Source organism: Streptomyces sp. NPDC056734, assembly GCF_042790455.1.
Taxonomy (GTDB): Bacteria; Actinomycetota; Actinomycetes; order Streptomycetales; family Streptomycetaceae; genus Streptomyces.
The window spans coordinates 262,921-282,991 of the sequence record NZ_JBHTZD010000010.1 but is presented as its reverse complement, the minus strand read 5'-3'; the positions used below and the strand labels follow the sequence as shown (position 1 = coordinate 282,991).

Annotated in this window: 24 protein-coding genes; 16 read left to right on the top strand and 8 right to left on the bottom strand. The window is 71.3% G+C overall.

What is annotated here, in order from left to right; translation table 11 throughout:
- Nucleotides 1-82: 82 nt before the first annotated feature.
- From lipA to ACFRFC_RS18000, 3 genes are all read left to right on the top strand, one after another.
- Complete coding sequence (gene lipA, locus ACFRFC_RS18010) at nucleotides 83-1,048, top strand: lipoyl synthase (RefSeq protein WP_382686389.1); 966 nt, start codon at nucleotides 83-85, stop codon at nucleotides 1,046-1,048.
- A 275-nt stretch (nucleotides 1,049-1,323) separates the two neighbouring features.
- Nucleotides 1,324-1,524 carry a hypothetical protein gene (locus tag ACFRFC_RS18005; protein WP_382686386.1) on the top strand — a complete coding sequence of 67 codons (201 nt, stop codon included), beginning with the start codon at nucleotides 1,324-1,326 and terminating at the stop codon, nucleotides 1,522-1,524.
- A gap of 80 nt (nucleotides 1,525-1,604) precedes the next feature.
- The gene (locus ACFRFC_RS18000) at nucleotides 1,605-2,306 is read left to right on the top strand and encodes a DUF4191 domain-containing protein (RefSeq protein ID WP_382686383.1); all 702 of its coding nucleotides are present in this window, start codon (nucleotides 1,605-1,607) and stop codon (nucleotides 2,304-2,306) included.
- Nucleotides 2,307-2,343: 37 nt separating this feature from the next.
- On the opposite strand, the gene ACFRFC_RS17995 is transcribed toward ACFRFC_RS18000, so the two are convergent.
- The 3 genes from ACFRFC_RS17995 to ACFRFC_RS17985 all read right to left on the bottom strand — a co-directional run bounded on the left by ACFRFC_RS17995 (nucleotide 2,344) and on the right by ACFRFC_RS17985 (nucleotide 4,922).
- The gene (locus tag ACFRFC_RS17995) at nucleotides 2,344-2,784 is read right to left on the bottom strand and encodes a flavin reductase family protein (RefSeq protein WP_382686380.1); all 441 of its coding nucleotides are present in this window, start codon (nucleotides 2,782-2,784) and stop codon (nucleotides 2,344-2,346) included.
- Nucleotides 2,785-3,134: 350 nt separating this feature from the next.
- Nucleotides 3,135-4,328: an acyl-CoA dehydrogenase family protein gene (locus ACFRFC_RS17990; RefSeq protein ID WP_382686378.1), complete on the bottom strand. Its 1,194-nt coding sequence runs from the start codon at nucleotides 4,326-4,328 to the stop codon at nucleotides 3,135-3,137.
- Nucleotides 4,329-4,451: 123 nt separating this feature from the next.
- Entirely contained in the window at nucleotides 4,452-4,922 is a 471-nt protein-coding gene (locus tag ACFRFC_RS17985; protein ID WP_382686375.1) for an RDD family protein, read from the bottom strand.
- Between the two features lie 211 nt (nucleotides 4,923-5,133).
- Here ACFRFC_RS17985 and glnA point away from each other — a divergent pair, with 211 nt between their 5' ends.
- A complete protein-coding gene (gene glnA, locus ACFRFC_RS17980) occupies nucleotides 5,134-6,543 on the top strand; it encodes a type I glutamate--ammonia ligase (RefSeq protein ID WP_382686372.1) in 1,410 nt (469 codons plus the stop codon).
- Nucleotides 6,544-6,879: 336 nt separating this feature from the next.
- Here glnA and ACFRFC_RS17975 read toward each other — a convergent pair whose 3' ends face one another.
- Genes ACFRFC_RS17975 through ACFRFC_RS17965 form a run of 3 tightly spaced genes read right to left on the bottom strand, consistent with a single transcriptional unit; the run spans nucleotide 6,880 to nucleotide 8,761 of the window.
- Nucleotides 6,880-7,821 (bottom strand): alpha/beta hydrolase family protein, encoded by a 942-nt coding sequence (locus ACFRFC_RS17975; protein WP_382686370.1) that lies wholly within the window; start codon nucleotides 7,819-7,821, stop codon nucleotides 6,880-6,882.
- A gap of 14 nt (nucleotides 7,822-7,835) precedes the next feature.
- Nucleotides 7,836-8,303 (bottom strand): hypothetical protein, encoded by a 468-nt coding sequence (locus tag ACFRFC_RS17970; protein WP_382686368.1) that lies wholly within the window; start codon nucleotides 8,301-8,303, stop codon nucleotides 7,836-7,838.
- The gene (locus ACFRFC_RS17965; protein ID WP_382686365.1) at nucleotides 8,252-8,761 is read right to left on the bottom strand and encodes a hypothetical protein; all 510 of its coding nucleotides are present in this window, start codon (nucleotides 8,759-8,761) and stop codon (nucleotides 8,252-8,254) included. The genes ACFRFC_RS17970 and ACFRFC_RS17965 overlap by 52 nt, the downstream gene beginning before the upstream one ends.
- Nucleotides 8,762-8,911: 150 nt before the next feature.
- Here ACFRFC_RS17965 and ACFRFC_RS17960 point away from each other — a divergent pair, with 150 nt between their 5' ends.
- From ACFRFC_RS17960 to ACFRFC_RS17935, 6 genes are all read left to right on the top strand, one after another.
- Nucleotides 8,912-9,313, top strand: a complete 402-nt coding sequence (locus tag ACFRFC_RS17960) for a MerR family transcriptional regulator (protein ID WP_382686363.1) — start codon at nucleotides 8,912-8,914, stop codon at nucleotides 9,311-9,313.
- Nucleotides 9,314-9,545: 232 nt separating this feature from the next.
- The gene (locus ACFRFC_RS17955) at nucleotides 9,546-9,839 is read left to right on the top strand and encodes a hypothetical protein (RefSeq protein ID WP_382686360.1); all 294 of its coding nucleotides are present in this window, start codon (nucleotides 9,546-9,548) and stop codon (nucleotides 9,837-9,839) included.
- 146 nt (nucleotides 9,840-9,985) lie between these two features.
- A complete protein-coding gene (gene htpX / locus ACFRFC_RS17950; protein ID WP_382686358.1) occupies nucleotides 9,986-10,903 on the top strand; it encodes a zinc metalloprotease HtpX in 918 nt (305 codons plus the stop codon).
- A gap of 2 nt (nucleotides 10,904-10,905) precedes the next feature.
- Nucleotides 10,906-11,493, top strand: a complete 588-nt coding sequence (locus ACFRFC_RS17945) for a hypothetical protein (protein WP_382686468.1) — start codon at nucleotides 10,906-10,908, stop codon at nucleotides 11,491-11,493.
- 165 nt (nucleotides 11,494-11,658) lie between these two features.
- On the top strand, nucleotides 11,659-12,213 hold the full coding sequence (locus ACFRFC_RS17940; protein WP_382686355.1) for a DUF1269 domain-containing protein: 555 nt from the start codon (nucleotides 11,659-11,661) through the stop codon (nucleotides 12,211-12,213).
- Between the two features lie 89 nt (nucleotides 12,214-12,302).
- Nucleotides 12,303-14,114, top strand: a complete 1,812-nt coding sequence (locus tag ACFRFC_RS17935; protein ID WP_382686352.1) for an alpha/beta fold hydrolase — start codon at nucleotides 12,303-12,305, stop codon at nucleotides 14,112-14,114.
- Between the two features lie 49 nt (nucleotides 14,115-14,163).
- Here ACFRFC_RS17935 and ACFRFC_RS17930 read toward each other — a convergent pair whose 3' ends face one another.
- Nucleotides 14,164-14,478 (bottom strand): hypothetical protein, encoded by a 315-nt coding sequence (locus tag ACFRFC_RS17930; RefSeq protein WP_382686350.1) that lies wholly within the window; start codon nucleotides 14,476-14,478, stop codon nucleotides 14,164-14,166.
- Between the two features lie 230 nt (nucleotides 14,479-14,708).
- On the opposite strand from ACFRFC_RS17930, the gene ACFRFC_RS17925 reads away from it, so the two are divergent.
- Together ACFRFC_RS17925 and ACFRFC_RS17920 are read left to right on the top strand one after the other, a co-directional pair.
- Nucleotides 14,709-15,071, top strand: a complete 363-nt coding sequence (locus ACFRFC_RS17925) for an arsenate reductase family protein (protein ID WP_382686348.1) — start codon at nucleotides 14,709-14,711, stop codon at nucleotides 15,069-15,071.
- A 124-nt stretch (nucleotides 15,072-15,195) separates the two neighbouring features.
- On the top strand, nucleotides 15,196-15,858 hold the full coding sequence (locus ACFRFC_RS17920) for a hypothetical protein (protein ID WP_382686345.1): 663 nt from the start codon (nucleotides 15,196-15,198) through the stop codon (nucleotides 15,856-15,858).
- 36 nt (nucleotides 15,859-15,894) lie between these two features.
- Here ACFRFC_RS17920 and ACFRFC_RS17915 read toward each other — a convergent pair whose 3' ends face one another.
- On the bottom strand, nucleotides 15,895-16,911 hold the full coding sequence (locus ACFRFC_RS17915; RefSeq protein ID WP_382686344.1) for an alpha/beta fold hydrolase: 1,017 nt from the start codon (nucleotides 16,909-16,911) through the stop codon (nucleotides 15,895-15,897).
- 133 nt (nucleotides 16,912-17,044) lie between these two features.
- On the opposite strand from ACFRFC_RS17915, the gene ACFRFC_RS17910 reads away from it, so the two are divergent.
- The 4 genes from ACFRFC_RS17910 to ACFRFC_RS17895 all read left to right on the top strand — a co-directional run bounded on the left by ACFRFC_RS17910 (nucleotide 17,045) and on the right by ACFRFC_RS17895 (nucleotide 19,767).
- Nucleotides 17,045-17,479, top strand: a complete 435-nt coding sequence (locus ACFRFC_RS17910) for a MarR family transcriptional regulator (protein WP_382686466.1) — start codon at nucleotides 17,045-17,047, stop codon at nucleotides 17,477-17,479.
- A 135-nt stretch (nucleotides 17,480-17,614) separates the two neighbouring features.
- Nucleotides 17,615-18,646: a glutamine synthetase gene (glnII, locus tag ACFRFC_RS17905; protein ID WP_382686341.1), complete on the top strand. Its 1,032-nt coding sequence runs from the start codon at nucleotides 17,615-17,617 to the stop codon at nucleotides 18,644-18,646.
- 315 nt (nucleotides 18,647-18,961) lie between these two features.
- Nucleotides 18,962-19,084, top strand: coding sequence for a hypothetical protein (locus ACFRFC_RS17900; protein WP_382686339.1), 123 nt, complete (start codon nucleotides 18,962-18,964; stop codon nucleotides 19,082-19,084).
- Nucleotides 19,085-19,164: 80 nt separating this feature from the next.
- Nucleotides 19,165-19,767 (top strand): winged helix-turn-helix domain-containing protein, encoded by a 603-nt coding sequence (locus ACFRFC_RS17895; protein ID WP_382686337.1) that lies wholly within the window; start codon nucleotides 19,165-19,167, stop codon nucleotides 19,765-19,767.
- Nucleotides 19,768-20,071: the final 304 nt, after the last annotated feature.

The following is a 20,071-nucleotide window of genomic DNA, read 5'->3' as shown; positions in this document are numbered from 1 at the left end:
AGCCACCGCATACCACAGGACCACAATTTCAGCGGGCGTACCCTGAAAAGTCGCCGTACCACCAATCGCTAGGGAGCCGGTCGTGTCCGCAGTCTCACCCGACGGACGCAAGATGCTGCGCCTGGAGGTCCGCAACGCGCAGACCCCCATCGAGCGCAAGCCCGAGTGGATCAAGACCCGGGCGAAAATGGGCCCCGAATACACCAAGATGCAGAACCTGGTCAAGAGCGAGGGTCTGCACACGGTCTGCCAGGAAGCCGGCTGCCCGAACATCTACGAATGCTGGGAGGACCGCGAGGCGACCTTCCTGATCGGCGGCGACCAGTGCACCCGCCGCTGCGACTTCTGCCAGATCGACACCGGCAAGCCCGAGGCCCTCGACCGTGACGAGCCCCGCCGGGTCGGCGAGTCCGTCGTCACCATGGACCTGAACTACGCGACCATCACCGGAGTCGCCCGCGACGACCTGGCCGACGGCGGCGCCTGGCTGTACGCGGAGACCGTGCGCCAGATCCACGCGCAGACCGCCGAGCGCGAGGCCGGCCGGACCAAGGTCGAGCTGCTCGCCCCCGACTTCAACGCGGTCCCGGAGCAGCTGGCCGAGGTCTTCTCGGCCAGCCCCGAGGTCTTCGCGCACAACGTCGAGACGGTCCCGAGGATCTTCAAGCGCATCCGCCCCGGCTTCCGCTACGACCGCTCCCTGAAGGTCCTGACGGCCGCCCGCGACCACGGGCTGGTCACCAAGTCCAATCTGATCCTCGGCATGGGCGAGACCCGCGAGGAGGTCGGCGAGGCGCTGCGGCAGCTGCACGCGGCGGGCTGCGAGCTGATCACCATCACCCAGTATCTGCGCCCGTCGGTGCGCCACCACCCGGTGGAGCGCTGGGTCAAGCCGCAGGAGTTCGTGGAGCTGAAGCAGGAGGCCGAGGAGATCGGCTTCTCCGGCGTCATGTCCGGCCCCCTGGTCCGCTCCTCGTACCGCGCCGGGCGGCTGTACCAGATGGCCGTCGAGAAGCGCGGTTCGTACGTCGCCGTCCAGGCCGTCTGACACGACGTCATCCGCGCGCCGCGCACCGGCACTTGCGGCAGGCGTGTGAATTCCCGCACAAGCGGCTACCGGCAAGTAGTGGCCCGCTCCGACGCGGCCCCGACCGTCCGCCCTGATGAGGGCGTACGTCAGGGCCGCGTCAGTCTTTTGGGGTTCCGTATCAAGGTTTCATTCGTGTTTGACCGGTCGGTCACGCCCTGGTAACACCGGACAGTGACGCTGTACGCACAGCTCGCACTCCCGCGTTCCGGAGCCACCTAGGGGGACCCACCACCATGCAGGCCGCGCCCGTTCACGCCACGGCGATCCCGTCGTTCACCACCGCCCTGCGTGCCGTCGAGTCGCTGCTCATGAGCGGCGGCCAGCGCACCGCCCGGCGCAATGCCTGGACCTCCGTCCTGGAGGACCGCCGCCGCGCCAAGGACCGGGTCGAGGCCCAGCGTGTCCTCGACCAGACCTTCACCGCACACTCCTGAGGCCCCGCTCGCCGCCGTGGTCCGGCGCCGCGGGCGCACCGCCGTCGAAGGCGGCCCGGGAGCCACGTAGACTTCGTGCCATGGCGAGGAAGGAAACCGCGGCGGACGCCGCGAACCCCGGGCGACTGAAGCAGATCGCTCTGACCTACAAGATGACCCGCAGGGCCGACAAGAAGATCGGTCTTGTACTCGCGGCTGTCGGAATCGTCACCTTCGGTGTCTTCCTCGCGATCGGTTTCTTGATCGGTCACCCCATCTATCTCGGCATCCTGGGCTTCCTGCTCGCCTTCCTCGCGACGGCGATCGTGTTCGGACGCCGGGCCGAGCGGGCCGCCTTCGGGCAGATGGAGGGACAGCCCGGCGCCGCGGCGGCCGTGCTCGACAACATCGGCCGGGGCTGGTCGACCACCCCGGCGGTGGCGATGAACCGCAGCCAGGACGTGGTGCACCGCGCGGTCGGCAAGGCCGGCATCGTGCTGATCGCCGAGGGCAACCCGAACCGGGTCAAGAGCCTGCTGGCCGCCGAGAAGAAGAAGATGAACCGCGTGGTGGCCGACGTACCGGTGCATGACGTGATGGTGGGCACCGGCGAGGGCCAGATCGAGCTGAAGAAGCTGCGCACCACGATGCTGAAGCTCCCCCGGGTGCTGACCGGCCCCCAGGTGACCGCCACCAATGACCGGCTCCGCGCCATGGGCGACCTGATGAGCAACATGCCACTGCCCAAGGGTCCGATGCCCAAGGGCATGAAACTCCCCAAGGGCGGCCCCCGGGCCCGCTGAGCCGTACCCACGGCCACCCTCACAGCAGCCGACCCGTTCAGGACAGCGTCCGGAACGACCGGTCGTAGTAGACCATCGGCGACCCCTCGCCCAGCCGCACTCCCGTCACCCGGCCGATCAGGACCATGTGGTCCCCGGCCGGGTGTCGTGCGTGAATGACACAGTCCAGCTCGGACAGCGCCTGCTCGACGGTCGGCAGGCCGCGCGGGCTCAGCCGCAGCCCGCCGCCCCCGAACTTGTCGGCGCCCTTGGTCGCGAAGCGGACGGCGAGCGGGCGGTGCAGCGGGGAGAGCACGCTCACCGCGAAGTGGTCGCAGCGGGCGAAGGACGCCGCCGAGTCGGCGGAGTTCGCCAGGCAGACCAGGATCATGGGCGGCGCCAGCGACACCGAGCAGAAGGAGCTGGCGGTGAATCCGCGGGGGCTCCCGTCGGGGCAGCGGGTGGTGACCACCACGACACCCGACGGAAAGCGGGCCATCGCGGCCCGGAACGCTTCGGAGGCCCCTAGGGGCTCGGCTATATCTGGTCTGGCCTGTCTATCCTGTCTGTCCTGCTGCTCGGTCAGTCCCGTCGACTCGGTCAGTTTCCTCTGGTCCCTCTGGCTCCTCTGGCTCCTCTGGTTTCCCTGGTTCCTCTGGTCAGTCTGGTCCGTCTGCTCCGTCACGGCGGCACCACCTGTCGGCCTCGCCGGATACTCACTGTCCGTGACCGTACGGCCAGAAGAGTGTCACCGGCATCCAGCTCGACTATGCAGCCCCCGGGAGCGGCCAGCAACCGGACCCGGATCCGGACCGGGATCCGGACGGGGCGCACGCCCGGCGCCCCGGGTCACCGGGCGGGGGCTTCTCCGCCGCCGGTCAGCGCCCAGGCGCCGTACGCCGCGCCGGTGGTCTCGAAGGCCAGCGCCACATGGGAGGCGGCGCTGTTCACGTCCCGCCAGAAGCGCTGGACCGGGTCGCCGAGATCCTGCCCGGAGGTGCCGCTCGCGCGGAACACCCGGTCGACGGCCGAGACCAGCAGTTCCACGGCCAGCGCCAGATCCCGGGGCCCGCGCACGGCCGCCTCGCCCTCCGGCGGCGTGAGCGTGCCGTCGGCGACCGCCGCCGTACGGTGGACGAGCAGCTCGGCGGCGTCCGTCTCGGCGGCCGACCGGGCGAGGGTGACCTGGGTGGCCGGCTGCTCGGCGACGGCCCGGCCGCGCCGGTCGACCCGGCTCCCGGTCCGTTCGGTCCAGTGGCGCAGGGCGCCGCGCGCGGCCCCGATCAGCGGTGTGGCGAACGGCAGCGCGTTCACGGCGTACATCGGCACGATGTGACAGCGTGCGTCGGACGCGGGCGCACGCCCGGCGTGCACATCGGCGCGGGAGAGGGTGCGGTGCTCGGGGACGAAGACCTCGTCCAGTACGAGGGTGTCGCTGCCGGTCCCGCGCATGCCGACCGGGTTCCAGCTGTCCACGACGGAGAATTCGCCCTGGGGGACGGCGAAGTACCGCACGGCGGGCCGCCGGGCGCCGCCCTCGGGCCGTCCGGGGCTCTCGGCGCCGCCCGCGTCCTCCTCCGGCACCGGCGCGCAGGCCAGTGCCCAGTCGGCGCAGTGCACGCCGCTGATGTACTTCCACTCGCCGCTCAGCCGCCAGCCGCCGGAGACCCGCTCCGCCGTGCCGGACGGCATCAGCGCGGCGGCCAGCAGGGCGTCGGGCCCGTCCGCCCAGATCTCCGTCTGCCCCTTCTCGGGCAGGAAGGCCGCGTAGCGCCCGGCGTACGCGGCCAGCGAGGCCGCCCAGGCCGCCGATGTACAGCCCGCGCCCACGACGGTGACCGCCGAGGTCAGTTCGGTGAAGCCGCCGGCCGGGCCGCCGTAGGCGGCGGGGACGAAGTGCCGGGCGAACCCTGCCTCCCGTACGGCGTCCACCACCTCGGCGGAGAGCCGCCGGGCCCCCTCCGCCTCGTCCGCGCGGCGCGCCGCGACCTCGGCTACGTGGGCCGCCCTGTGCACGATCGTCGTCGGACCGTCGTACGACACCTGTCCACCACCTCCACGCCGGATGGAGGCAGTGTCGCCAAACCGCCGCGAGGTACCGCGGACCATGGCCGCGACCGGCCCGGCGGTCACCCGACCGGCCTCAGGCGCGGGGCAGGTAAGTCGCTAGATCCGGACCTCGACCGTGCGGGCCACCCGGTCGTGCAGGCCGCGGCCGTCGCGGTCCCAGATGAGGGCGGGGACGGCGAGGCAGAGCAGGGCCGTGCGCAGCAGGCCGCGGCCGGGGTGGACGGTGCCGGTGTCGAGCGCGACGACCCGCAGGCCGAACAGGCGCTTGCCAGGGGTGAAGCCGAGGGTGGCGACGGTGAGCACACCGAGCACGAAGAAGACCAGCAACGTCCAGTTACTGGTCGAGGCCGGATCGTAGCCGTCCGTGATCAGACTGTATGCGATCAAGAAGCAGAGGGCCCAGTCCAGCAGCAGCGCGCCCAGCCGCCGCCCCGGACGGGCGAGGGAACCCGGTCCGGACTCGGGCAGACCGAGCTGCTCGCCCCGGTAGCCGAAGTCGGCTCCGTCCTCCTCCAGGGCAGCGCGCGGGCCGGACAGCCATGATCCGATTGCTTGCCTGTTGTCCACCCGACCACGGTACTCGGACCGCATATCGGGCAGCGACGGCGGGGTGTGTCGGTACTAGGGTGGACAACGCGCCCGGTTAACTTCAGCGAAACAAATGGGTCACGCCTGAGAAATCACGCCTCCCTAGGGTCGAGGTCGGCGTGTGCCACCCGCACTGGCCGCACGAACGATCAACCACCCCGGCGGCACGGTCGGGAGTAGGAGGAGCTGGATGTTCCAGAACGCCGACGAGGCCAAGAAGTTCATCGCGGACGAGAAGGTCAAGTTCATCGACGTCCGCTTCTGCGACCTCCCGGGCGTCATGCAGCACTTCACGGTGCCTGTCGAGGCGTTCGACCCGGACGAGGAGCTGGCGTTCGACGGCTCGTCGATCCGGGGGTTCCAGGCCATCCACGAGTCGGACATGGCGCTGCGCGCGGACCTGACCACGTCCCGCGTGGACCCGTTCCGCCGGGACAAGACCCTCAACATCAACTTCTTCATCCACGACCCAATCACCGGCGAGCAGTACAGCCGTGACCCGCGCAACGTGGCGAAGAAGGCGGAGGCGTACCTGGCGTCGACGGGCATCGCCGACACCGCGTACTTCGGCCCGGAGGCGGAGTTCTACGTCTTCGACTCGGTCCGTTTCGCCACCTCGGCGAACGAGTCCTTCTACCACATCGACTCCGAGGCGGGCGCCTGGAACACCGGTGCGCTGGAGGGCAACCGCGGCTACAAGGTCCGCTACAAGGGCGGCTACTTCCCGGTCCCGCCGGTCGACCACTTCGCCGACCTGCGCGCCGAGATCTCCCTGGAGCTGGACCGCTCCGGCCTCAAGGTCGAGCGCCAGCACCACGAGGTGGGCACCGCCGGGCAGGCGGAGATCAACTACAAGTTCAACACGCTGCTCGCCGCGGCCGACGACCTCCAGCTCTTCAAGTACATCGTGAAGAACGTGGCCTGGCGCAACGGCAAGACCGCGACCTTCATGCCGAAGCCGATCTTCGGTGACAACGGCTCGGGCATGCACGTCCACCAGTCGCTGTGGACGGGCGGCGACCCGCTGTTCTACGACGAGGCCGGTTACGCGGGCCTGTCGGACATGGCCCGCTACTACATCGGCGGCATCCTCAAGCACGCCCCGTCGCTGCTGGCCTTCACCAACCCGACGGTGAACTCGTACCACCGGCTGGTCCCGGGCTTCGAGGCGCCGATCAACCTGGTGTACTCGCAGCGCAACCGCTCCGCGGCCATGCGTATCCCGATCACGGGCTCCAACCCGAAGGCCAAGCGCGTCGAGTTCCGCGCGCCCGACTCCTCCGGCAACCCGTACCTCGCCTTCTCGGCCCTGCTCCTGGCGGGCCTGGACGGCATCAAGAACAAGATCGAGCCGGCCGAGCCGATCGACAAGGACCTCTACGAGCTGGCTCCCGAGGAGCACGCGAACGTCGCCCAGGTCCCCACCTCCCTCCCGGCCGTCCTGGACTCCCTGGAGCGCGACCACGAGTTCCTCCTCGCGGGCGACGTCTTCACGTCCGACCTGATCGAGACGTGGATCGACTTCAAGCGCGCCAACGAGATCGCTCCGCTCCAACTGCGTCCGCACCCGCACGAGTTCGAGCTGTACTTCGACGTCTAAAGAGCGAGGCCGGACACCCTGTCCTGAAGCTCTGCGACAGGCTGTGACCGATGACCGACAGTCCAGCGAGGGCCGCTACTCCGAGTTGTGGAGCAGCGGCCCTCGCTGGATTTTCGGGCTCTGTACGGTGGTTGCCGGAGTAGTGGGCCGGGCCGGTGACCCAGTTGTCGCAGATCCCGCCGAACCGGATGGCGGCGCCGGCCCGGCGCGGACCTGGACGTGGCCGCGCCCCGCGCGCCGCCGTGATGACGGCGGCGGGGGGGGTGAGCGGACATATCCCGGTCATCCGCTGGGCGCAAGAAGGACAGCCAGGACACGCGGCTGCGCGTGGTGGGGTCACTTGGTTTCGAGGTGCCCCAGGGGGTGGTTCGTGAGGGCCGCTCGGGCCTTGTTCCAGTCGGTGTGGTCGATTCCGGTGATGTGACGCAGGTAGGCGAGGGTGACCTGCTGGACGAGGGCGACCCGGTCGGGGTTCTCGTCCGTGGTCTCGGCTGCCTGGTGGCCGGAGATACCGCCGAGGAAGTGCTCGCCGCCATGGACGGTCAGGAGGCTCTTCCTGCCTCGGCTGAGGGTGTAGGGGTCGGTCGTCCAGGCCGGGCCTCGGGTGGTGAGCGGGAGGTCGTCCTTGTCGCCGGCGACGACGAGGCCGGGGGCGGTGATGTGGGAGAAGTCCTGGTCGCGCAGCCAGGGAAGGCTGTCGCGGGCGAAGGGGGTCAGTTCGTCGCCGCCCTTGCCTGCGGTGGCCAGTTGGATGCTGGCCATGACCCGGGCATCGGACAGGTCCTCGGCGGCGCCGGTGTCCGGGTCCGTGACGCGCAGGCCCACCAGGATGCCGGCGGTCTGGCCGCCGAAGGAGTGCCCGGCCGCCACGATACGGCTGTGGTCGATGCGGCCCTCCAGCCCCGGCACGCTCGCCTCCAAGGTGGTGAGGTGGTCGAGGAGGTGCCGTATGTCCTGGACGCGGTAGCGCCACATCCGGGGCCGGCGGGGGTCGTCGGCGGGCAGGGCGAGCCGCTTGGAGTCCAGGTGGGTGGCCTGGACGACGACGAAACCGCCGGCGGCCCAGTGATCGACCAGCGGGGCGTAGCCGTCCAGGTCGGAGCCGAAGCCGTGGGCGAAGAGCACGACGGGCAGGCTGGTGCCGGTGGTGGGGGCGGTGACGCGGACGTGCAGATCCTCGCCGCGCCATGGTGCGCTCAGCACGAGCGGTTTGACGGACACGGTCGCGGTGGGGGCGGAGCCGGTGAGGGTGAGGGCGGTGGTGGGGTGCGTGGTCATGTGTGTGTCGCCTTTCAGGAGGTGGCGGGCCGCGGGAGGTGGAGGACGCGTTCGGCGTTGAGGTGGCCGAGCTTGTCCCGGCCGCGCTCGTCGAGCGGGGCGTGGTCGACGAAGGCGCGGGCGCGGCCCGGCCCGCCCAACGCGCCGCGGGAGTCGACGCCGCCGAGACCCCGGTGGTCCGGGCCGTCGACTGTTGTGGGGGCGCCGTAGGGCATCGCACCCGCCGCCGGGCTGTAGAGGCCACCGGCGGTGACGGCGAGGTTGCCGGTGATGTGGTCCAGGACGCGGCGTTGCAGGTGCGGGGCGGCGGTGCTGAGCAGATCGGCACGGTCCGAGTGCCGGTCCAGGGTCCCGGCGAGAATCAGGCGCAGCGTCGCCGGACCGACCTCGGAGTGCCATCCCCATCCTCCGGTGGACAGCAGCAGGCCCGTCATCTCGTCGAAGCCGCTGCAGGCGGTGTCGATGAGCTTTCGGGGCGGCATGGCCGGGTGAATGCACAGCGGCACACCGAGGTGGGCGTCGGCTTCGAAGACGGGCCGGAAGCCGGCGTGGTCGAGGAAGATCTCGCCCGTTCACGGAAAGGCATCGCCCCGACATGTCCCAGTCCGGTGACCGCTCGGTCGAGTTCCGCGGCGGCGGCCTGGGGATCGGAGGTGGGCAGCGTGGCGAAGACCGCGAAACGATCGGCGACCTGCGGTGGCAGGGGCTGGGTCCCGGGCGTCGTGATGGACAGAACCTCCATGTCCACGCCGCTGGCGTCCATGCGGGCCAGGCATTCCTCGCCGACGTCGAGCAGGCGCAGGTTCACCTCCCCCCGGCTGCTCATCTTGTTGACGGTCGCGTCACCGCCCCACCGCAGCAGGGCGCGGCGCAGTTCCGGGGTCCAGGCGTGCTCCTCGACACCGATCACCCGCCGGGCCGGTGCAGTGTCCTCACTCATGGACATACCGTCCGTTCGTCATTCACCTCACCCCGATAAGGGATCTGGCAGGATCATTCGCCCGCCAACGGGCGCGTCAGCTACCGTAAAACTTGACGTTGACGTGAAAGGCAAATGCGTGTGATGCGGAACACGCAAGAAGGGGCAGATGTGCGGATCGGGGAACTCGCCCAGCGCACGGGAGTCACCACCCGGGCGCTGCGGTACTACGAGGAACAGAACCTGCTCACCGCCGAGCGCAGCGGCAGCGGCCAGCGCCACTACGCGGAAACCGCCGTCGACCGGATACACCTCATCCGCCGGCTGTACGCCGCCGGACTGGGCAGCAAGGCCATCGCCGAGCTGACGCCCTGCGTCATCGAGGGCAAGGCCACCCCTGAACTCCTCCAGCGCCTGGCCACGGAACGCGACCACCTCGACCAGCGCATCGCGGATCTCACCGAGACCCGCGACAGGCTCGACTCCGTCATCGACGGCGCCTCATCCAACCTGCGCACAGGCGCCCCCTGCTCACGGGACACGCCGCCGCGGGCGGCCTCCAGCACGAGCTGACCTACGACGGACTGCGCACCGCCGAAGCCAAGGGCAACAAGGGCGGACGCCGCCCCGCCGTCCAGGCCGCGAAGACCGACGCCGTCCGCACCGCAGTGAGGTGCTGTCCCGACCGAGGCGTGATGCGCCCGTGCCCCATCGTCCAGGCGGACGGTGGGGCACGGGCGTATGTTCTATTTGAGGGCTTCGGTGAGGGAGGCCACGGGACTGGGACACGGGGGTGGACCGGGAGATGGCCGAGCGCGGTCGGGACGGGCGGGAGCCCGAGGAGTACGACTTTCGGTGGGCCGCTGCCGCCGAGCACAAGGAGCCGTCGGCCCGCGCGCGGATGCTGGCCGCGCGGTGGAAGGAGGCTCCGCCCGGGGCGGTGCCGTTCCGGCCGGAACCCAAGGGGCGGCGGCGGTGGAAGCTGCGGCTCAGGCGGCGCGGGGGGCGGTCCCCCTGGAGGTCCGTGGTCATCGTGGTCGGTGGGCTCGGTGCCTTGATCCTGTTGCTCGGGTACGTCGGATTCCGGGCGCCGTTCTGACGCGTTCACGCTGGGCTTATTGATCTCGGGTGAACGGAGCCTTTGCAGGTCCCTGGGCTGATCGCGACCGTCGTATGGGACGGACAGGTGCACACTGGACAGTAGGGCGAACGCCCTGTCCGCGGTGTAGTGCGGGGTGGTACAGAATGCAAAGTCGCTTCCGCAGTGACCGGCGGCTGACCGTCCGGATGATGGTCACGCTGTTCCTGCTCGGATTGTTGTACGTGGCGTTCGTCGCCGCGTTGATCGTGCTCCTGAAGTCGTGGGTCCTGGTCGTGGTCGTGGCGGCCGGGCTGATGGGGGCGCAGTACTGGTTCTCGGACCGGATCGCACTGTTCGCGATGCGGGGCCGGGTCGTGGAGCGCGAGGAATATCCCGAGCTGCACGCTGTCGTGGACCGGCTCTGCGCGATGGCCGACATGCCGAAACCGGTGGTCGCCGTCTCCTCACTGGACATGCCGAACGCGTTCGCGACCGGCCGCAACGCCGACAACGCCGTGGTGTGTGTGACCAGCGGGCTGCTGCGCCGCCTGGACCCGGCCGAACTGGAGGGCGTCCTCGCGCACGAGCTGTCGCACGTGGCGCACAAGGACGTGGCGGTGATCACCATCGCCTCGTTCCTCGGGGTGATCGCCGGACTGGTGATGCGGTTCGCCTTCTACTCCCAGGTCTTCGGCGGGCGCCGGGACCAGAACACGGCCATGATCCTCGCGGCCGTGATGGGGGTCTCGCTGGCGGTGTACGCCATCAGCTTCCTGCTGATCCGGGCCCTGTCCCGGTACCGGGAGCTGGCCGCGGACCGCGCGGCGGCGCTGCTCACCGGGCGGCCCTCGGCGCTGGCCTCCGCCCTCACCAAGGTGGACGGCGACCTCGCCCGGATCCCGACCAAGGATCTGCGCACGGTCCAGGCGTTCAACGCCTTCTACTTCACCCCGGCCCTGGGCTCCGGCCCCGGACTGGCCCGGGTGTTCTCCACGCACCCCAGCCTGGAGCAGCGGCTGGAGCAGCTGGCGCGGATCTCCGCGGAGCTGGGTGAGCCCGCGCTGCCCGGGAACGCGAGGTGAGCATGGGGCTGCTGGACATCCTGCTGGGTCGGAGCAAGCCGGTCCAGCCCGATCTCGACCAGCTCTTCGCGCTGCCGTCGGCGGCGGTGACCCTGGAGGCCGCGGCGGGTTTCACCCCGACCGGTCAGGGCGCGGTGTGCTTCGCGACCGTCGAGGGCGAGGCGTTCGAGCAGACCCACCGGGAGGTGCAGGCGCTGCTGGACGCGGACACGGACCGCGCGGGGTCGCCGGTGGAGCTGCTCCGGGACGACTTCGGCTACTCCTGGCTGGTCTCCCGCCGCACCCCCGATGATCTGTCCCAGCTGGTCAACGACCTGCACGCGGTGAACAGCTCCATGGAGGTCAACGGCTTCGGGCCGCAGCTGCTGTGCTCGCTGGCCGGGTTCGAGCGCCGGGCGGACGGGCGGCGCCTGGCACTCGTCTATCTCTACAAGAGAGGCACCTTCTATCCGTTCGCCCCGCTGCCGGGTGGCGGGCAGCGGCGGGACAGCGCGCTCGAACTCCAGATGAAGGCGCTACTCGCCCAGGATCTGCGGATCGAGCAGGATCTCGGCCGCTGGTTTCCGCTCTGGGGGGCACCCACGCTGTAGCCGGGCGGTCCCCGCGCCGGTCCCCGCGCCGGTGATCACTCGGGGTGCGTCACCCAGGGTGCGGCTCCCCGCCCTCCGTCCTAGAGTTCACTCCGGACCAATCCACCCATACGCGACATATCTCACCATCAGATCATTGTCTCCGCGCATGTTCGGGAGTTCCGTATGAGCAATCTCTTCGTCGTCGCCTACAACGACCTCACCACCGCCAACCAGGTGCGCGCGAAGCTGTTCGACCTGTCGAAGCAGCATCTGGTCGAGCTGGAGGACGCGGTGGTCGTGGAGCGTCGGGAGGACGGCAGGATCAAGCTGCACCAGGCCGTCAACCACACCGCGGTCGGCGCGGCCGGTGGTGCCGTCTGGGGCGGGGTGATCGGGCTGCTGTTCCTGGTCCCGCTGCTCGGTGCGGCGGTGGGCGCGGCGGCCGGGGCGGCGGGCGGCTCGCTCACCGACACCGGCATCAACGACACCTTCATGAAGGACCTCAGCCAGAATCTGCGGCCCGGCGCCGCCGCGCTGTTCGTCCTGGTCAAGCAGGCCGCCGCGGACAAGGTGATCCCGGAGATCGCCGGGTTCGGCGGGCAGCTGGTCCAGACGTCCCTCAGCCAGGCGGACGAGGAGCATCTCCGGGAGATGCTGGCGGCGGCGGTGCGGGCAACCCCGAAGGCGCCGGAGGCGCAGAAGACACCGGGAGCGTCGGGGGCCGACAAGGCCGGGTGACCGACCGGAGGCCGAGGCCGAGGTGGTGGCCGAGGTGGAGGCGGGGGCGGAGGGCCGAGGGTGCCCGGCGTCCGTGAGTGAATGACCGTATGGCCGAACCCCCGCTCTCCCCCGACGACTTCTCCCACGACGTCACCGGCACCGCCGGCACCCCGCCCGAGCGGCTCGCCGTCACCCACCTCGCCGCGGCACCGCCGTATCTCACCGGGCCCGGTGCCGCTCCCGAGCCGCCCACCGCGGTCCTCCTCCACGGTGCCGGTTCCGGCAGCAAGGAGCGGCTGCGTCCGCTGCTCGCGGAGTTCGCGGGGCGGGGCTGCGGCGCGCTGGCGTTCGACTTCTCGGGGCACGGGGGCAGCTCGGGTGAGCTGCGGGAGCTGAGCCTGCGGCGCCGGTTCGCGCAGGCGGTGGACGTGATCGACGCGCGGGTCCCGGCGGGGTCCCCGCTGATCCTGGTCGGTTTCAGCATGAGCGGCCAGACGGTGGCGGACCTCGCCGGGCACTACGGCGACCGGGTCGCGGCCCTCGCCCTGTGCGCGCCGGCGGTCTACGCGGCCGACGCCTGGAACCTCCCGTTCGATGACGGCGACGGCCCCTTCACCCGGCTGATCCGCACCCCGGGCAGCTGGCGCACCTCCCCCGCGCTGGACGCGCTGCGCCGGTACGCGGGGCGGGCCGTGCTGGCGGTCCCCGGCGCGGACGCGATCATTCCGGGGGCCGTCACCGACGCGGTCCAGGACGCGCTCGCCGCCAGGGCCCAGTTCACCCGTCTCGAACTGCCGGACGCGGACCACTTCCTGGGCGCGTGGTTCCGCGACCACGCCGACGCCCGCCGGGAGTTGGTGACCGCCGTGCTCGACGGGTACGGCGACGGCGGCTGGACCGCGACCCGCGCCTGGCTGCGCACACAGCTCCCCGAGGGGCGGCAGGTGACCGGGACCCGCGCGCTGCGGGGCGGCTTCAGCTCACAGCTGCGGGCGCTCACTCTCGACGACGGCAACCTCGACGACGGCACCGGGGAGGCCGACGGGGACGGCGGTGGCAACGGCAGCCGGGATGGCCACAGCCACGGCAACCGGGATGGCCACGGCAACGGAAATGGCCACGGCGGCGGCCTGGTCCTGCGTACCTTCGTGAAGCCCTTCTTCCGTAGGCACGCGCCGGGCCTGCTGGCCCGGGAGGCATCCGTGCTCGGGCTGCTCGCCGGGCGGCCGGACATCCCGGCGCCCGAGCTGATCGCGGTGGACCCGGCGGCCGAGCGCTGCGACCACCCGTCCCTGCTGATGACCCTGCTGCCGGGCCGGGTCCGGATCGACCACGCCGGGGCGCCGGAACTGGAACGGCGTACGGAGCTGCTCGCGGGCCTGCTGGCCCGGATCCACGCGGTCGTGCCGGACGAACGGCCCCGGCCGTACCAGGCGTGGACGTCCCCGGAGCGGGTCACGGCCGCGCCGGGCGCGTTGTGGGAGCGGGCCGTGGACGTCATCCGCGCCGAGCCGCCGGCGTACGAGGGCTGCTTCCTGCACCGGGACTTCCATCCGGGGAACGTGCTGTTCGAGGGGGCGGGAGCCCGGACGCGGATCAGTGGGGTGGTGGACTGGGTGGAGACGTCGTGGGGTCCCGCCGATCTGGACGTGGCCCACTGCTCCACGGCGCTCGCCCTGCTGTACGGCCCGGAGCACGGGCTGGCCTTCGCCGACCGGTACACCGCCCAGGGCGGACGCCCCCTCGCCGACGGCCCGGACCAGCTGTACTGGCGGCTCCTGGACGCCCTCGCCCACACCCCGGACGCGGCGAAACTGGCGGGCCCCTGGCGGGAGCTGGGACGCACGGATCTGACGGCGGAGGTGCTGGGCGAGCGGCTTGAGGGGTATGTGCGGGGGGGCGTCGAGCGGTACGCGTGAGGCTGGCGCCGGGCGTCGCCGTCGCGCGGCGGTGCCCGGCGCCACCGGCTCACCGGTTGTAGCGCATGAACGCCCGCACCATGTGGCACGTCGTGTCCGACGGCGGATGGACGCCGATCAGCTCCGCCGTGCTCCGGATCGTCTCGTTGCGGGCCTGGTCGGGCAGGTGGACGCCGGAGTCGAGCAGGGCGATGGCCAGGCGCATCGCCTTCAGCCGGCGATTGTGCGTGATGTACCAGTGGCGGGGCCGTCCCGGCGGCAGCGGGCGCTTCGGCACGGGCGCGTACGGCAGCTCCAGCGGCACGGACCGCCGGGCGGTGGACTGGGTCGGCAACGGCTTCGGCTTCAGTGCGGCAGCGGGCACAGGCATCCTCCTGTCGCGGCAAGAGCACCCCGGAGGCTGTGGCCGCCCCCGCGATCCCCTCGAACAAGTGCCTCCATTCTACCGTCCGGCACTGACAATCAGCGAGCCCGCCAAGTATGTCAAAAGGCCAGGTGGACACGGGAATTGCCCCCTGATTCCCGGCCGTCGCAGCAGACTCACGACACGCGGCAGAAAATCGAACAGATGCTGCTCCGCGTACCGTTGCGCCCATGGAGATCTGGATCAATCCGGCCTGTTCCAAGTGCCGTAGCGCCCTGCAACTGCTCGACGCCGAGGGGGCCGAGTACACGGTCCGCCGGTATCTGGAGGATGTGCCCGGCGCGGACGAGATCAGGGCCGTACTCGACCGGCTCGGGCTCGAACCCTGGGACATCACCCGCACCCAGGAAGCCGCCGCCAAGGAGCTGGGGGTGAGGGAGTGGGCCCGGGACGCCTCGTCGCGCGAGCGGTGGATCGCCGCGCTCGCCGCGCATCCGAAGCTGATCCAGCGGCCCCTCATCACCGCCGACGACGGCACCGCCGTCATCGGCCGCACCGAGGAGGCGGTACGGGACGCGCTGTCCCGGCGCTGAGCGGCACTTGGCTCAACTTCGCTGTGACGCACGTTACTTCGGAAGGGTCGGGCAACCGCTGAGCAACTCCGTCCGGGGCCTCGTACATAGCGGCGTACGCTCCCCGACCTCCCAGGAGGCGCGAATGTCGCGCAGGAGAACGCTCAGTACGAAGAAGAAGATCGCGCTGCTGGTGAGCGCGGCGGCCGTGGCCGGCGGCGGCGCCTTCACCCTGGCCGCCACCTCGAACGCCGCCCAGAGCGCCGCCGACTCGGCCGTCTGCCGGGGGAAGGCCGTCGCGCTCGGCAACAACGAGCGGTTCATCGCCGACCAGCGGGCCGACCCGGACGCGCAGTCCGAGGCGCGGATCGCCAACCGGCTGGCGGTCATCGAGGAGATCAGGCGCCAGCAGGCGGCGTCGGGGTGCCAGGTCGGGGAGTCGGCTCAGGACTCCCAGGCCGCGGCGCCCCCCGCACCGCCCGCGAGCACCGCGCCCCCGGCGAACACGGCCCCGCCCGTCAGCACCGCGCCCCCGGCGGACGACCCGCCCGCCGCCTCCGGCTTGCAGGTGTGCAACGGCTCCACCGTCACCCTCTCCGGCGAGGGCGGCGCCCCGGCGGCCTCCAGCAACCAGTTCCCGGCGGGCACCCGGCTCAAGGTCACCAACCTGGACAACAACAAGTCCACGACCGTCGAGGTCACCTCGGTCTCGGGCAGCTGCGCCCTGCTGAACAACGCCGCCTTCGAACAGGTCCGCGAGCCCGGCAAGTTCCTGATCCGCCGCGCGCTGATCGAGAGGGTGGGGTGAGGGTGAGGGGCAGGGTGAGGTCGACCAGCCGGTAGATCATCCGGTGGGGTCGTGGGATTCGCCGGGTCCCGCCGACACTCCGGGCCCGCCCAGGAATTCGCCGATACGGCGGCCCAGTTCCGGTGGAGCCGCGTGCGGCAGCGCGTGATGGGAGACGCCCGGGAGCACGACCGTCCGCGCGCGCGGCAGCACCGCCCCCGCCCTGGCCGCCACCCGGGACGGGTCATGGGTCCTGCTGTTCCCGGCCAGGAGCAGCAGGACCGGCACGTCCAGGCCGCGCAGTGCCTCGGCGGCCGGGCGGGGTCCCGTCACCGGCCTCGCGGCGGGGAATCCCGCGCCCGCCTCCTGGAGCGCGAGCCAGTCGGGGTCGAGCACCGCTCCCCCGGTCTCCCACGCCAGGAAGGCCCGCACCCGGTGCGGTGCCGGGCGCAGCAGCATCGGCAGGGCGTGCAGCAGATACGCCGGACGGAACCCGGCGAAGCACTGCGTCGGGTCGAGCAGGAACAGCCGGTTCACGCGGGCGGGCGCGTGCAGGGCGTAGTGCAGGGCGATCCAGGCGCCGTACGAGTGTCCGCCCAGGGCCGTCGGTCCGGCCGTCACGCCCAGCCCGTCCAGCAGCGCGTCCAGCCAGGCCGTCAGATCGGCGACCGTACGGATGCGGCGCTCGCCGGACGCCGTACCGCGGCCCGCGTCCCCGGCACCGCGGGCCTCGTCCCCGGCGTCTGCGATATCGCGCCCCGCGTCCCCGGCACTGCGCCCCACGTCCCCGATCAGGTCGGGCGCGTACACGCGATGGCTTCGCGCCAGTTCCCCCGCCTGCGCGAACCAGCTCACGGAGGTCGCTCCCCCGCCCGGCAGCAGCACCAGCGGTGGTGCGTCACGCGGACCGCAGACCTGGACGTACGTCACTCCGAAAGGGGTGGTGACCTGCGTCGATGTGCGGTCGGCGGGCCATTTGGCCAGGACCTTGTCGTAGGCGCGCAGAAAGGCGTCCCGGTTGTATCCGTTCCGGTCGGCTCCGTTCCGCGTGCCGCCGCCGTCGGTGCTCCTCATCCGCGTCCCCTGTCCGTCGTCCGCGTCCGCTTCCCTCAACCATCTCGTCTATTATCTCGTTGAGCGAGATTCTTGTGCAGCGAGATGATAGTCGAGGAGGGCTGCCGTGCCGAGTGCGGAAGCGGCGGGCGGGATGGAGATCGTGCATCTCCTGCGGGCGGTGACCGTCGAACTGGGGTCGCACAGTGCCCGTTTCGCGAGCCGCAACGGTATGCATCCGACGGACGTGCGCGCGCTGATCGCGCTCATGGACGCGGCCCGCGCGGGCGAGGAGCCGACCGCCGGGAAACTGGGCGCCGCGCTGGGGCTGAACTCCGCGGGGACGACCGCTCTGGTGGACCGGCTGGAGCGGGCCGGGCATGTCCGGCGGGTGCGCGGTACACGGGACCGGCGCAGGGTCGTCGTGCAGATCGACGCCCGCGCGGTGGAGCTGGGGTGGTCGTTCTTCGGGCCGCTGATCGAGCGCGCGGTGGAGTTGCTGAGCGGGTACGACGAGCGGGAGCTGGCGGCGATCCGGGGGTTCCTGGAGGGCGTACGGGAAGCCGCCGCGGAGCCGGGAGCCGAGTAACACGGGGTTCACATTCGGGCAACGACCGGGAAACCCCCTGTTGACAGGCTCGGGTGGTAACGGCGGCGCCCCAGTGCCGCAGCGCCGCGACCGCATCACCCGCACCACGCCGGACCCATCCGAAAGAAGAGACCCGTGACCTTCAAGGCTGAGTACATCTGGATCGACGGCACCGAGCCGACGGCCAAGCTGCGTTCCAAGACGAAGATCATCGAGGGTTCGCCCGCCGGTCTGGACGCGCTGTCGATCTGGGGCTTCGACGGGTCCTCCACCAACCAGGCCGAGGGCCGTTCCTCGGACTGTGTGCTCAAGCCGGTCTTCACCTGTCCCGACCCGCTGCGCGGCGGCGAGGACATCCTGGTGCTGTGCGAGGTCCTGAACACGGACATGACGCCGCACGCCTCCAACTCCCGCGCCGCGCTGAGCGAGGTCTCCGCCAAGTTCGCCGCGCAGGAGTCGATCTTCGGCATCGAGCAGGAGTACACCTTCTTCGACGGCGCCCGTCCGCTGGGCTTCCCCGAGGGCGGCTTCCCCGCCCCGCAGGGCGGCTACTACTGCGGGGTCGGCGCCGATGAGATCTTCGGCCGCGAGATCGTCGAGGCCCACATGGAGAACTGCCTGAAGGCGGGCCTGGGCCTGTCCGGCATCAACGCCGAGGTCATGCCCGGCCAGTGGGAGTTCCAGGTCGGCCCGCTGGCCCCGCTGGAGGTCTCCGACCAGCTGTGGGTGGCCCGCTGGCTGCTCTACCGCACCGCCGAGGACTTCGGCGTCACCGCCACCCTCGACCCCAAGCCGGTCAAGGGCGACTGGAACGGCGCCGGGGCGCACACCAACTTCTCCACCAAGGCGATGCGCGAGGGGTACGACGCGATCATCACCGCCTGTGAGTCCCTCGGCGAGGGCTCCAAGCCGCTCGACCACGTCAAGCACTACGGCGCCGGCATCGACGACCGCCTCACCGGCCTGCACGAGACCGCCCCGTGGAACGAGTACAGCTACGGCGTCTCCGACCGCGGCGCCTCGGTGCGCATCCCGTGGCAGGTCGAGAAGGACGGCAAGGGCTACATCGAGGACCGCCGCCCCAACGCCAACGTCGACCCGTACGTGGTGACCCGGCTGCTCGTCGACACCTGCTGCTCGGCGCTGGAGAAGGCCGGGCAGGTCTGAGCCCCGTACCACCCGTAGTACCCGTGGTACCCGTAGTACCCGTGGTACCCGTAGTACCCGCACCGCCCGTACCACCCGTACCGCCCGCATCCGTGTGAGGGGCGTCCACCGCGTCGCGCGTCGGTGGACGCCCCTCACCCGTGCCCGCGCGAGATCGCGGACGCCCTCACAACCCGCGAGTTCGAAACGTTTCGCCTAACCGGAGTCCAAGGCTCGGCAAACAGTGGCGGTGGACCGTCTGTTTTTCGGACGCGTGGGTGTCCGAGCCGTGAGAGAAGGGTCCGTTCGCGCGGGCGTATCTGCTTCAATGGGCCCATGGCCAGCTTCCAGAACCTCACCGCGCCGGGTCGCCATGACCTTGAGCCGTTCTGGCCTTCCCGTCAGCACGACGATTTCGACCGGGAGTGTTGCCGCGCCGCCACCGCGCCGGCCCGCTGACGCCGTACCTCCCGGCCCCCGGCCTGCGCGACACGACGTACGTCCCCGACGGACCTCTCGCGCGAAAGAGCTGACCTCTCATGGCGAACCCCGCTCCACTGCCCCACCCGCTGTCCTCCGCCGCCTCTCCCGCCGCCGCGCCCGGCACCCGGCACCGGCTGCGGGCCGTCGACCGGGACGAGGTGCTCGACCCGGCGGATCTGCTGCCGCCCGGCGCCACCTGGCTCCCGGCTCCCGCCCACACCCTGCCCACCCTGCCCGGCCGTCCCCCGATGGTCGGCTATCTGCTGCTGGTCCCGGCCGATCAGCAGCCGCCGTTCCTGCCGGTCGCGGTCCCGGACGCCCTCGTCGCACCGGAGGCCGCGCCCGAGGCCGAGGCGGCCGTGCCCGAGCCGCTGATCCGGATCGACACCGTGCGCCGCACCGCCCTCGTGCGCGGCGCGGAGCTGGACCTCACGTATCTGGAGTTCGAGCTGCTGGCCCATCTGGTGGCCCACCCGCACCGGGTGCACACCCGCGACCAGCTGGTGACCACGGTGTGGGGGTACGGCCATGTCGGCGACGGCCGGACCGTCGACGTCCATGTCGCCCGGCTGCGCCGCAAGCTGGGCGCCGAGCACCGCAAGGCGATCCAGACGGTCCGGCGGGTCGGCTACAAGTACACCCCGCCGACCGGGCGCTGACCTTCACCCGTCCCGTCCGCCGGGAGCCGGGTCCCGTTCCGTTCCGTTCCGTTCCGCCGCCCAGACCTGCACGGTCGCTTCCATGGGGCCTCCGGTGCTGGGCGGTACGGAGTCCGCGGGACGGCCGTGGTGGAAGCGGCCCTCGGCCGGGGCTGGGGGATGACCGTCTTCCACCGGAGCGGCCCGGGCCCCCGGCCACCGGGTTGCGGTCACGGGGTGGCCCGGGCCCCCCGGCCACCGGGTTACGGTCACGGGGACGGCACGAGCACCGGCCGAGGTGCGGTCACCGCACGGTGACCGCACC